This window comes from Pseudomonas sp. 57B-090624 (assembly GCF_003234055.1).
In the GTDB taxonomy this organism is placed as follows: Bacteria; Pseudomonadota; Gammaproteobacteria; order Pseudomonadales; family Pseudomonadaceae; genus Metapseudomonas; species Metapseudomonas tohonis.
This window is the reverse complement of sequence record NZ_QKRU01000049.1, coordinates 1-12,169: the sequence shown is the minus strand read 5'-3', so window position 1 is coordinate 12,169 and position 12,169 is coordinate 1. Positions and strand designations below refer to the sequence as shown.

11 protein-coding genes and 1 pseudogene are annotated in these 12,169 nt (G+C 69.0%); 2 read left to right on the top strand and 10 right to left on the bottom strand.

The genetic code is table 11. The annotated features are described in order from the left end of the window. Window positions 1–89: 89 nt before the first annotated feature. Complete coding sequence (locus DMX10_RS21630; RefSeq protein WP_111263002.1) at window positions 90–1,097, bottom strand: D-cysteine desulfhydrase; 1,008 nt, start codon at window positions 1,095–1,097, stop codon at window positions 90–92. A 273-nt stretch (window positions 1,098–1,370) separates the two neighbouring features. On the opposite strand from DMX10_RS21630, the gene DMX10_RS21625 reads away from it, so the two are divergent. Continuing rightward, complete coding sequence (locus DMX10_RS21625; protein ID WP_111263001.1) at window positions 1,371–2,153, top strand: MetQ/NlpA family ABC transporter substrate-binding protein; 783 nt, start codon at window positions 1,371–1,373, stop codon at window positions 2,151–2,153. Between the two features lie 141 nt (window positions 2,154–2,294). After that, the gene (locus DMX10_RS21620) at window positions 2,295–3,485 is read left to right on the top strand and encodes a PLP-dependent aspartate aminotransferase family protein (RefSeq protein ID WP_111263000.1); all 1,191 of its coding nucleotides are present in this window, start codon (window positions 2,295–2,297) and stop codon (window positions 3,483–3,485) included. 267 nt (window positions 3,486–3,752) lie between these two features. Here the strand turns inward: DMX10_RS21620 and DMX10_RS21615 are convergent, their stop codons facing one another. From DMX10_RS21615 to DMX10_RS21575, 9 genes and pseudogenes are all read right to left on the bottom strand, one after another. Continuing rightward, window positions 3,753–4,751: a FecR family protein gene (locus tag DMX10_RS21615; protein ID WP_111262999.1), complete on the bottom strand. Its 999-nt coding sequence runs from the start codon at window positions 4,749–4,751 to the stop codon at window positions 3,753–3,755. Then, window positions 4,748–5,329: an RNA polymerase sigma factor gene (locus DMX10_RS21610; RefSeq protein WP_111262998.1), complete on the bottom strand. Its 582-nt coding sequence runs from the start codon at window positions 5,327–5,329 to the stop codon at window positions 4,748–4,750. Before DMX10_RS21610 ends, DMX10_RS21615 begins: the two co-directional genes overlap by 4 nt. Before the next feature lie 78 nt (window positions 5,330–5,407). Further along, window positions 5,408–6,541: a type VI secretion system ImpA family N-terminal domain-containing protein gene (locus DMX10_RS21605; protein ID WP_111262997.1), complete on the bottom strand. Its 1,134-nt coding sequence runs from the start codon at window positions 6,539–6,541 to the stop codon at window positions 5,408–5,410. Window positions 6,542–6,568: 27 nt separating this feature from the next. Next, window positions 6,569–7,000 carry a type VI secretion system baseplate subunit TssE gene (tssE, locus tag DMX10_RS21600; protein WP_111262996.1) on the bottom strand — a complete coding sequence of 144 codons (432 nt, stop codon included), beginning with the start codon at window positions 6,998–7,000 and terminating at the stop codon, window positions 6,569–6,571. Between the two features lie 3 nt (window positions 7,001–7,003). Further along, a complete protein-coding gene (tssJ, locus tag DMX10_RS21595; protein ID WP_111262995.1) occupies window positions 7,004–7,540 on the bottom strand; it encodes a type VI secretion system lipoprotein TssJ in 537 nt (178 codons plus the stop codon). Beyond that, window positions 7,521–8,615 carry a type VI secretion system baseplate subunit TssG gene (tssG, locus tag DMX10_RS21590; RefSeq protein WP_111262994.1) on the bottom strand — a complete coding sequence of 365 codons (1,095 nt, stop codon included), beginning with the start codon at window positions 8,613–8,615 and terminating at the stop codon, window positions 7,521–7,523. The genes tssJ and tssG overlap by 20 nt, the downstream gene beginning before the upstream one ends. Next, window positions 8,579–10,342, bottom strand: coding sequence for a type VI secretion system baseplate subunit TssF (gene tssF / locus DMX10_RS21585; protein WP_371921717.1), 1,764 nt, complete (start codon window positions 10,340–10,342; stop codon window positions 8,579–8,581). Before tssF ends, tssG begins: the two co-directional genes overlap by 37 nt. 33 nt (window positions 10,343–10,375) lie before the next feature. After that, the gene (gene tssA, locus DMX10_RS21580) at window positions 10,376–11,959 is read right to left on the bottom strand and encodes a type VI secretion system protein TssA (protein ID WP_111262992.1); all 1,584 of its coding nucleotides are present in this window, start codon (window positions 11,957–11,959) and stop codon (window positions 10,376–10,378) included. Next, a pseudogene (locus DMX10_RS21575) lies at window positions 11,956–12,169 on the bottom strand (hypothetical protein); the annotation flags it as partial. The gene tssA and the pseudogene DMX10_RS21575, both read right to left, overlap by 4 nt.

Here is a 12,169-nt window from a genome sequence, read left to right as displayed (position 1 = left end):
GGCAAAAGTGTGGCAATTCTGGGGATGTCGCTTTATTCAATAAAATAATAATAAGTTTGGATTGTAGGCATTGTGGGAATAAGCAGCACTCAGGCTCCCATCCCTTGCGCAGGGTGGTAGGCGAACAGCGCGGGCGAGCCGCCGGTGTGCAGGAAGATCACCGGGCCATTCCCCTCGAAGGCGCCGTTTTCCAGGCCATCGAGCAGGCCGGCGAAGGCCTTGCCAGTGTAGACGGGATCGAGCAGCAGCCCTTCGCTGGAGGCGACCTGGCGGATGGCGCCGAGGGTGCCCGCATTGGGCTCGCCGTAGCGCGGGGCGAAGTACTGGTCCCACAGCTCCACGCGCAGGGCCGCGGGCACCGGCACGCCCAGCAGCTCGGCGGTGCGTTGCAGCAGGCCCTCCACCTTGGGCCGCTGGGTGGCGTCGGGGCGCGACACCGTGACGCCCACCACCCGGGTGCCGGGCAGGGCGTGTTCCAGGGCCAGGGCAAGGCCGGCATGGGTGCCGGCGCTGCCGGAGGCCAGCACCACGGCGGCGCCCTGCAGGCCGCTCGCCTTGATCTGCTCGGCCAGCTCCAGGCCGGCGCGCACGTAGCCCAGGGCGCCGAGGGCGTTGGAGCCGCCGATGGGCACCACGTAGGGGGTGCGGCCTTCGGCGCGCAGGCGCTCGGCGGTCTCGGCCAGCAGCTGGTCGGCGGTGTCGAGGTTGGGCACCAACTGCACCTCGGTGCCGAACAGGTCCAGCAGCAGGCGGTTGCCGTTCTCCAGGTAGTTGCGGTCGGCGGTGCCGATGGGGTTTTCCAGCAGGGCCACGCAGCCCAGGCCCAGGCGCGCGGCCAGGGCGGCGGTCTGGCGCACGTGGTTGGACTGGATGGCACCGGCGGTGACCAGGACGTCCGCGCCCTGGGCCAGGGCGTCCTGGGCCAGGTACTCGAGCTTGCGCACCTTGTTGCCACCCAGGGCAAAGGGGGTGATGTCGTCACGCTTGACCCAGATGTCGCGACCGGCCCGGCTCGAAAGATGTTCGAGCCTCTCCAACGGGGTGGACGCGGTGACCAGTTCGAGGCGAGGGACGCGAGCGAGGGCGGCGGCGATCATGGCGGGCTTCGTGTTGCGGGAGATGGGGCATCACTCTAGTGAGCGACGGCGTTGGGAGCAATTCGCAGAAGCGACATCGATGCACGCTGGGGCCACTTCCGCGCCCCGCCTGATCAATGCTTTATGGAATATAAAAATAATAAAACGATATTTGTTGGTTATAAAAAATCGCCGTAGTGTCGCATCCAACCCGGCGACACCCAGACCGGGAACCCCGACACCCCACTCGCGGCTGATGATCCAGCCGGAGCTTGCCGAACACCAAGGACCCTCATGAAGAAGACCCTGCTCCTCACCGCCCTGGCCGCCGCCCTTTCCGCCTCCCTGGCCAGCGCCGCCGAGAAACTCACCGTCGCCGCCACCCCGGTACCCCATGCCGAGATCCTCGAGCTGATCAAGCCGCAGCTGGCGAAGGAAGGCGTGGACCTGGAAGTGAAGGTCTTCACCGATTACGTGCAGCCCAACCTGCAGGTGGACCAGAAGCACCTGGACGCCAACTACTTCCAGACCAAGCCCTACCTGGACAACTTCAACAGCGGCAAGGGCACCCACCTGGTGATCGTCAAGGGCGTGCACGTCGAGCCCTTCGGCGGCTACTCCAGCAAGTACAAATCCCTGAAGGAGCTGCCGGACGGCGCCACCATCGCCATCCCCAACGAAGGCAGCAACAGTGGCCGTGCCCTGCTCCTGCTGCAGAAATCCGGCCTGCTGAAGCTCAAGGACCCGAGCAATGCCCTGGCGACCCCGAAGGACATCGCCGAGAACCCGCACCACTTCAAGTTCAAGGAACTGGAAGCGGCCCTGCTGCCGCGCGTGCTGGACCAGGTCGACCTGGCGCTGATCAACACCAACTACGCGCTGGAAGCCAAGCTCAACCCGTCCAAGGACGCGCTGGTGCTGGAAGACCGCACCTCGCCCTACGTGAACTACCTGGTCGCCCGCCCGGACAACAAGGACAGCGACGCCATCCAGAAACTCTCCGCCGCGCTGACCAGCCCGGAAGTGAAGGCCTTCATCGAGAAGAAGTACTCCGGCGCGGTAGTCCCGGCCTTCTGATCGACCCCCGAGCCACGACGGTGTGGGCACCGCCTGTGCCCACGCCTCTCCTCACGCCGACGAGTCTCGACTATCGTCGGCGTTCTTTTTTGTGGGGTGGCATTGCCCACCTGCATTCCGCACGACTTCTCGGAGGACTCCATGCCTGAATCCAGACCCGGCCTTTCCACCCGCGCGGTGCACAGCGGCAACGACGTCGACCGCAAGATGGTCACCCGGCCCAAGAGCCTGCCGATCTACGAATCCTCGGTGTTCGTCTACGACAACCTGGAGCAGGTGGACGACTTCCTCGCCGGCAACCCGGACAACTACATGTACACCCGCATCGCCAACCCCAACCAGGCGGCGCTGGAGCAGTTGGTGCGGGACCTGGAAGGGGGCGACGCGGCGCTGTTCTCCGCCTCCGGCATGGCCTCGGTGAGCGCGGCGCTCCTGGGCCGGCTGAATGCCGGCGACCACCTGATCGCCAGCCGCGAGCTGTACGGCACCACCCAGAGCCTGATCGAGAAGGAACTGGCGCGCTTCGGCATCACCGCCACCCTGGTGGAGATCAACGACCTGGCGGCGGTGGAAGCGGCCATCACCCCGGCCACGCGACTGATCTACACCGAGACCGCCTCCAACCCGCTGGTGCGCATCAGCGACATCCCCGCCCTGGCCACGCTGGCCAAGGCCCACGGGCTCAAGCTGCTGGTGGACAACACCTTCCTCTCCCCGGCGCTCTACAACCCGCTGGCCGCTGGCGCCGACCTGGTGCTGCACAGCACCACCAAGTACCTCAACGGCCACAGCGACGCCACTGGCGGCATCCTCGTCGGCGACGCCGAATGGATCGCCCAGGCGCGGCGCTTCCAGATCAATGCCGGCGGCAGTTCCAGCCCCTTCGAAGCCTGGCTGACCTTCCGTGGCGCCAAGACCCTGGCCCTGCGCATGAAGGCCCATTCGGCCAACGCCCAGGCCCTGGCCGAAGCGCTGGAGGCCCATCCGCAGGTGGCGAAGGTGTTCTACCCGGGGTTGCCCTCGCACCCGGACTTCGCGCTGGCCCAGCGGCTGTTCCCCAAGGGCGCCTCGGGCATGCTGAGCTTCACCCTCAAGGGCGGCCTGGCGGAGGTGGACGGCCTGATCCGCGGCCTGCAACGCACCGCGTTCGCGCCCTCGCTGGCCGGCGTGGCCAGCAGCATCACCCACCCGGGCAAGACCAGCCACCGCGCCCTGTCGGCCGAGGCCCTGGCGGAGCTGGACATCCACGAGGGGACCATCCGCGTCTCGGTGGGGATCGAGGACGCCGCCGACATCATCGCGGACTTCGTGCAGGCGCTGGATCGCCTCTGACGGGTAGCCCGGGCGTCGGCCCGGCAGCGCTCTCGGGGCGTCGTGACTTGCGTAGGGTGGCGTAGAGCGAAGCGAAACCCACGCGGTGGGCGTGACAGGGCGCCATGAATGCTCGGAAAGCACCGTGCTTGAGGCTTCGCATCAAGTTCACAACCGCTCAGGCAGACAGCGCCATCCCTCCCTACGGGAGCCGACGTTCCGTAGATGGAGCGGGCGGCGTTCCACGAGGCACTAACCCATCGATCCGTGTCCCTGGTTCACACAGGCTCAGCGCAGGACGATCAGCCGCCCCAGCACCTCGTGCTGGCGGAAGCCGACCACGGCTCGCAGGGAGTCGAGGATGGCGTGGGGGTCGTTGCTGGGGAAGCTGCCGCTGATGCGACGCGCGGCCAGCTCGTCGTCCAGCAGGACGATACGGCCGGGGTAGTAGCGCGCGAGGTCGGCCAGCACATCGGCCAGGGGCGTCTTGTAGAAGGTCAGGCGGCCCTCGCGCCAGGCCAGCTGGGCCGAGGCGTCCACGGTCCAGGCCTCGGCGGCCTTGCCATCGCTGTAGGCGAGCTGCTGGTTGGCACCGAGCACGGCCTGCGGCTGCCCGGGCGCAGCGGTGACGCCCACCCTGCCCTGCTCCACCGTGACCCGCGCGCCGCCATGGCGCAGGCGCACGCCGAAGCGCGTGCCGAGCACCCGCGCCTCGCCACCGGCGGCCTCAACCACGAAAGGCACCTCGCCATGGCTGACTTCGAAGAAGGCCCCGCCCCGGCGCAGTTCGACATGACGCTCGGCGGCGCCCAGGTCGACGCTCACGGCGCTGTCGGCGTCCAGGGTGATGACCGAGCCATCGGCGAGCGTCAGCGTGCGTATCTCGCCCGGCGCGGAGACGTAGTCGGCGCCCAGGTCCAGCAGCCGGTCGACGGGCTTCCAGCCGCCGCCCCAGACCACCAGGGCCAGGCTCGCCGCCATCGCCAGCACGGCGCCCCAGCGCCGTCCGGCCGCCGGGCGCTCGGCCATGCGCACCAGGTACTGGCGCAGGCGTGCATCCTCCTCGACGGCCAGCGCGGAGGCCGCGGGCCAGCTGCGCTTCCACAGTTCCTGGGCCTGGGCGTAGGCCTCGATGTGGGTGACATCCGCGTAGAGCCAGCGCTCGAAGGCCTCGCGCTGGGCCGCCGAGGGCCGCCCCTGCATGCGCCCGATCCACAGCCATGCCGCCTGTTCGGCCGCCTGCTGGCTGGTGCTGGCGGCGCTGGGCCGCTGCTGATCGAGACTCATGGTTTCGCGCTCCCCGGCGAGATGACGGCCGGCCTGTCGAGCAGGCTGGCCTTGCAGGCTTCCAAGGCACGCATCATATGTTTTTCCACCGCCGACAGGGACAGCCCCATCGCGCGGGCGATGTCGCCATAGGTGCTGCCGTGGATGCGGTTGAGCAGGAAGATGTGGCGCGTGCGCTCGGGCAACGAGCGCAACGCCGCGTCGACATGCCGCAGGTCGTGCCCGGCCTCCAGCGCCACCTCCGGGGGCGGCGCCTCGTCCTGCTCGAGCGCCAGGCCGGCCTCGTTACGGGTCCGCGCACCCTCGCTGCGCATGTGGTCGATGGCGAGGTTGTGGGCGCTGCGCAGCAGGTAGGTGGCGAGGTCTTCAACCGGTGCCGCGGGGCGACGCCAGAAGCGCAGGAACAGGTCCTGCACCAGGTCCGCCGCCGTGGCGCGACAGCCGACGCGCCGGCTGACCAGCGCCTCCATCCGCTCCCGCTGGGCGAGGAACACGCGCAGCAGGTCCTCGCGCGCGACCACGCCGCCCGACGCGGGTGCGGCGGGCGGCAGGTCGGCCGGTGGAGGGGTATCGGGCATGGAGCGGCGCAGGCTACGGAGAGGGAAGCGCAGATGATAATGCTTATCAAATGATATTGAACAGCGAGGCGACGGCCGTCATCGGTATCGCGCCTGGCAAGCGCCCGCCTCCGGCACCAGGCTGATGTCGACGCGGCGGTTGGCCGCGCGCCCCGCCTCGGTGACGTTATCTGCCACGGGCTGCCCCGAGCCCTGGCCGCGCACGGCGAAGCAGTCCTCGGCCACATCGCCCATGGCCTTCATCCAGTCCCGCACCGCTTCCGCCCGGGCCTGCGCCAGCGCCTGGTTGCGCACCTCGTCTCCGGTGGCATCGGAATGGCCGGTGATGACGATCAGCCAGCCGGGTTGCGCCCTGACGTTGGCCAGGGCGTTGATCAGCACCTTGGTCGAGTCCGGCTTCAACCGGGCACTGCCGGAGTCGAACAGCTGCAGGCTGTCCAGGCGAATGGGCTCGGTGGCGATGCGCGCCTGCTCCTGCATGCGCTGCCAGTGCTGCCAGCCCAGCACCCCCAGCGGCACCAGCGAGACCAGGCCCAGCAGCAGCACCAGCGCGACCCGGAGCGCACGCTTGCCGGGGCGATGCTCCAGGTACACGACCGGCGCGACCCCGCCATGCTCCGGCATCGAGATGAACAGCCTCATGGGCTGCTCCGGGGCTGCGCTCCCGCGTTCGCGGGGATGGCCCGGGAGCGGCGAAGCATCGTCCTGCAACCGCGCAGCCAGTGCCGATACCTGCTGGTTCAGGGCCCGCAGCGCCGTCATCGCGGGCAGCCGCTGCCGGCCAAGCACCTCCTGCAGGCAGGCGAGGTCCGCTTCCAGGGTGCGGATGAGGGAGGCATCCCTCTTGCCGATATCGAGCCCGCGCAGCAGCGGCTGCCACTGCGTGAACAGCCAGGCGAGGATGTCCATGCGCTCCGTCGCGTTGCGCGGCCACAGGCGATCCCACGCCCCCGCCAGCAGCTGGTTCAGCAAGGTCATGCCCTCGGCCACGCCGGGCAGCCCGTAGCGCTGGGCCAGCGCGAGGGCCAGGAAGGCGGCGATCTGCAGGTCACTGCCATTGTCGCGGAGCAGCTCCCGGCACCACTGCTCGACCTTGCGCCAGTCGACATCCGGGCAAGCGGGGTGGTGCAGCTTGGCCAGTTCCTCGTAGAGCGCCGCAAGGTCGCCGTGTTGATGCAGTTCGTTCTGCGCCCTGCCAACGAGTCCATTCATGGTGTTCTCTCCCGGATCGAATCCTGTCTACAGATAGTTCTGCTGCCGGAGGTGGCGGACCAGCACCCTGCCCTCTGGCGCCAGCGTGGTGCCGAACGTCGCCTGCTCCCCGCTCTTGAGCCGCACCTCGAGGCTGTACTCCAGCTGCCCGGGCCGTGACTGGGGCAGCAAGCGGACGCTCAGCTCCGCCAGCCGCGGCTCGTACTCGAGCAGGGTGTGGGTCAGGGCGCCGATCAGGCCGTGGGCGGCAGCCGGCAGCCCCTGCAGTACCTGGCCCATGTCCGGCAGCCCGTAGTCCGGCAGGTGGCTGAGCGAACCGGCGCGGCTGTCGAGGATGCGCTGGAGGTTGTCCAGCACCGAGAGGATGAGCCGGTCCTCCTCGCGTACCCGATGCAGATCCAGTTCACCGGTGAAGTTCTGCAGCAGCGTTTCGTAGAGCGATGGCGTGTGCTCGGTCACGGGTCAGGCCTCGGGCAGTGGGCGCAGGGCCAGGCGGTTGTCGCCGAGCTCGATCACCCGTGGCTGGTCCGGGTCCAGGTCGTCGCGGGTGAGTTCCAGGCGCCAGGAGCCGCTGCGGGTGTCCGGCTGGCGGAACAGCGCGACCACGGCGATGACCTGGGTGGCTTCATCCAGCGGCACGCTGAGCTGCGCGCCTTCTCCGGGGTTGATCACCAGGGTGCGTTCGTCGAGCAGGTCGGCACCGAGCCGCTCATGGCTGTCGTCCAGCAGGTGGTCGTAGGTCGCCCGCCTGAACGCCTGGGCGTCACGCAGCGCGTAGATGCGCACCAGGGTCGGCACGGACAGCCCGGACATGTCGCGCGGGTCGGTGTTGATCGCGGGGCGCGCGCTGAAATCCAGGTGCAGGGTCTTCACCTGCTTGTAGAAGATCGACCTGGCGAGCTCCGCCGAACTGTCGCCGACGCTCTGGTACAGGCCACACCCCCCCATCAGCGCGGCCAGCAGGGCCGGCAGCAAAGGCCTAAAAACGGTACGCGACATGCTGTGTCTCTCTTTCCTGCGGATTGTTGCGAAGGCCCCGATAGCGCCCAAGCGGGATGGTCACGGTCCCGGGGAGAAGGTCGCTCCGTTCGCCGCCCTGGCCCAGCAGCCCGGTCATGCCGAGCAGCAGGGTCGTCTCGCCCAGCACCGGCCGTGGCAGGCAGCGTGTCGGCAGGGAGAGTTCGAGCCGTGCCGTGCAGCGCCAGCCGAGGTAGACCTGCAGCAGCACCAGGAGGTCGCTGTGCAGGTGGGCGCCCGGTAGCCAGCCCTGCACTTCCCGCGGGTCTTCGGTGAACAGCGACAGGTGCAGCTGGCTGTTGGCGTCATGGCCGACACGCCCCAGCGGGGTGCCCTGCGACAGGCCCACCGGCTCGGCCGCCGACAGCCCCGCCGGCCGTGCCAGCACCACCCGTAGCGGACAGTGCGGCGTGACGCGGGCACGGGTTTCGGGGGCCAGCAGCTTCACCAGCGCGGCGATGCCTTCGGCGTTGCGGGTGGGCAGGCGCATGACGCTGAGCAGCGCGAGAAAGCGCGAGATCGGCGTCGCGACATGCTCGGCGGTGCCGGGGATTCCCAGGCCGATGAGACCCAGCAGGCACTGGGACGTCGGGTCGGCTCCACCGGGCTCGAAGGTCGCCGGGTACGAGTATTTGCGCCAGATGCGATAGAGCTGGGTGAAGATCCGGTGATTGAAGATATCGAGGAAGGCTTCCAGCGCCTCGTGCCCTTCGCGGCGCTGGGCGATGTCGTCCAGGTAGGTAGTCGGCAACGGCGAGTCCACGCCATAGAGCCCCAGCAACCGCGTGCGCACGGTGGCCGGCATCCGGTCCGGCTCGTCAGCGAACTCGATGGCCTTCAGCTCGCCTGCCGGGAAGCCCATGCCGGGGTCGGGACGAAAGCGCACCGGGTCATCCGAGGGGCGCTCGGTGCTGCCCAGGGGCGGCTGCCCCGGCAGCGCCCGCTCCAGCAGTTGGCAGAACCGGTAGAGGTCCGCTTCGGCAACCCGTCCTTCCAGGGCCCGCAACAGGCCGCTGGCGTTCAGCCGGGCATGCGCTGGCTGTGGTTCTCGTTCCATCTCAGGCACTTCCCGGTGGGTTGCAGGATCAGCGTCAGCTGGTTGAACAGGTGGATGTCGGCGTACAGGGCGAAGAAGCGGCTGAGCATCTCGCCGAACAGGCTGATGTCCCCTTCACCGCAGAAACCGTTGGCGTCCAGCGTGACTTCGATGTCCACGCCACGCAGCAAAAAGCCCCGCTCGAAGCGCTGGATCAGGTGGTGGCGCACATCGACGATGGCCTCCAGGCGACGCCGGTTCAGCTCGTTGCCGGTCCAGTCGTAGAGCGCCAGGGTGCCGCGCAGCACTTCGGCGCTGCCCAGCATGGGCAGGAAGTTCGAGCCCAGGTGGCTGAGCACCCGCCAGTGGAAGCGGTCGCGGCTGGGCGGGTAGCAGGGCAGCGTCGGCGCACACAGGTTGCGCACCCGCAGGCCGGTCTGGGTGGACTGCACCAGCGTGTCGAGCAAGGTGCTCTGCAAGGCCTTGCGCGGCAGTTGGCCGTTGGTGCCGGTGAGGCGCAGCGACAGGCTTTCGCCGGCCACCAGGCGATCGACGTCGAACCCCTCGCCGCCGAGAATCAGCCAGGTATCGTGCAGGCCGTTCGCCGCGCGCTTGAGGCGGGTATGGAAATAGCGCTCCGGGGCGTCGTCACGCAGCATTCCGCCCTTGTGCCGGAAGCTGGTGAACGGGACGTAGTCCTCGCGTTCGGCGTTCTTCGAGGCGGTGACCTGGTCCACTGAATAGATTTCCGTATGCCCGTCCTGCAGGCGCATGGGCCGCAGCAGGTAATCGCTCTGCAGCGGGTCCAGGCGCAGGGGGTCGGCCTCCAGGGTGAACAGGTTGATCACCGGCACGGCGTGCAAGCGGACGTGCTCGGCGCGCGGTTCGAAATCGTGGGGCCAGCCCTCGGCGAGCACCACCTCCAGCTCCAGCCAGGGCACCCCCTCGGGCAGGCTCAGCCGTTCCAGGCCATGCAGGGTGACGAACATGAATTTCTCGCGAAAGCCGAAATACTCCAGCAGCAGCTGGTAGCCACTGAACGCGCTGTCGCCCTTGGGCCAGAGCCGATCCTCCTCGGCGAACCCCCGGGCGGCGAAATGCCCCTGCAGGGGCATGCGCTCGGCAACCCCGGGCAGGCGCACGTAGAGGGCATGCACCTGCCGGGTCAGCGCCAGGTGCAGGGCGCTGGCCAGGGGAGCCTCGGCGTTCAGGTACAGCGGCAGAGCGCTCAGGTCCACCTGCGACCACTCGGCCAGGGGGCCGCAGGCAAGACGCAGGCGCAACAGCGAACGGCCATCCGGCTGGTAGGCCAGTCGCAACGACTCAACCGCCAGCGGCTGCAGGGCGATGTCCTGGGTGGTGGTGTAGCGGCAGCGGGTCCGCTGGGCTCCCACTGGTTGGGACAGCACCTCCAATCCCCGTTCGACGCACTCGCTGCGCTTCATCTGCTGCAGGTCGGGCGTCAGTTCGAGGATCGACAACGAGGGAATCGTCCGCAGGTAGTGCGGCCAGAGCAGGCTGACCAGCCCTTCGGTCAGCTCCGGGAGGTCGTCGTCGAGCTTCTCGCGCAGGCGGCCCATGAGGAAGGCGAAGCCTTCGAAGAGGCGTTCGACGTAGGGGTCGCGCGCGCCCGGGCGGTCGAGGCTCAGGTGCGCCGCCCGGTCGGGGAAGGCTTCGGCGAACTCCTGGCCGGCCTCGCGCAGGTAACGCATTTCCGCGTCGAAATAGCGCAGCGTCCGGTTTTCCATATCCACAAGCATGCTTCCTGTCTTGATCAATGCTCAGCGACACAACACCGCGGCGCGCACCGGATCGATGCTGACCAGATCGGCCAGCAGCGCCTCCTTGCGACGCCCAAGCGCGGGCTTGTCCACATCGGTGCGTTGGGATTTCAGGCGCAGCAGCTTGAGCAGGCGCGCCTGCACCTCGAAGGCGAGGTCGGGCTCCCATTGCTCCAGGGCCTGGCGCCTGGCCGTGACCTTCAGCTCCGCCAGCAGGTGGATGGCCAGGTCGGTCTTGCCGCACTGTTCGGCGACCCGGGCCATCAGCAGGCGCAGCAGCCAGCGCTGTCGCCCGCTCTGCGCGCCGGGCTGCGTTCCGAGCCAGGCGATGGCCGCCTCCACCCCTTCGCTGTCGGCCTGGGCCAGCGCCCTGGCCTCCAGGGCGAGGATGTCGACATCCACCGGATCGGGCGTCGCCGGCGCCGGCAGCCATTGCGGCGACTGGTTGCCGCTCACGTGCTGGGCGATCCAGTTGCGCGTGACCTCGTCGGCGAATGGCGAGCCATCGTTCCAGCGCAGGGACTCCAGGCCCGGCAGGCGGTCGAGGAGCATGCCCAGGTCGCGCTTGACGATATCGGCCCAGCCATCCTCGGGCGGCGCCTGCCGGCTCAGCGCCTGGCAGAGGTACCACTGCAGGTCGAGCCAGAAGTGGTTCACGCCTTCGGCGTAGATGCGCTCGACCTGATCGAGCAGCTCGCTCCAGCTCTGCTGCAGGTGCAGCCGTTTCAGCTGGGCCCGGTACTCGCTGCGCGGCGGCGCCAGCCGGGTCGTGCCGCTGCCCTCTGCGGGCGGCAACTGGTGCACCGTGTCCCAGCGCAGGCTCTTCATCAGCCGGTGCGCCGCCAACCAGCCCAGCGGCTGCTCGCGCAGGTAGCCGGCCAGGACGCGCCCGCCATCGAGCAGGTCGCGGCCGGAGCGGATGGGGGTGAGCGATGGCGTGGCGCCCTGCCGGCCTGCTTCGTGTGCCGCGCTGTTCTGCGGCACCAGGGCGTCCACCCCGCCGGATTGCGCCAGGCGGTTGGTCAGCGCGGTATAGAGCGCTCCCAGCGACGGCCGCTGTTCCACCGGCCAGGTTTCCAGGGTCCGGTTCAGCCAGGCCAGCGCGGCGACCGTCCGCTCCGCCTCGACCTTCACCACCTCGGGGTAGAGCGACAGCCCATCCAGCACCTTGCCGCTGGCCAGCCACTCCAGCGCCATGCGCCGGCTGTTCGGCCGGCTCGGCAGGATGTCGTCGCCGAAGCGTTCGAGCAGCACGGCCAGCAGGCTCAGCCCATCGGCCAGCCCCGCCTCGCCATCCCTCTGCATGCGCGCCCAGAGGTAGTAGGTCGCCACCCTCAGGTCCTTGCAGCGCCGCTTGATCAGCGCTTCCGCCAACTGCGCGACCCGCTCGGTATCCGCGCCGGATAGCTTGTTGACCTCCTCGCGCATGTGCTGGAAGTCGTCGTCGTAGCCCGGGTCGTCCCCCACCGCAGACGACGGGCCGACCGGCTGCAGCCAGGCTTCCCAACCGGGGGCCTCGCGACGGGCCAGCTCCAGCGCGTCACGCGCGCCCAGGCAACTGGCGATAAGGGCGGACAGGCTCATGGCTGCTCTCCGTAATGCGCCAGCTGGCGCGAGGCGCCGCCGGGCTCGAGGAAGATCCGCGCCGGCAGGCTGAAGCCGCGCAGTTGCAGCAGCGCCAGGGGGCCCGCGCCCAGGTCGGTGCGCAGGTGCCAGGTCAGCCCCAGGCCATCGGGGGCCTCCAGCACCAGGCGATAGCGGGTTTCGCTGTCATCCAGCGGAGTGACCCGGGCC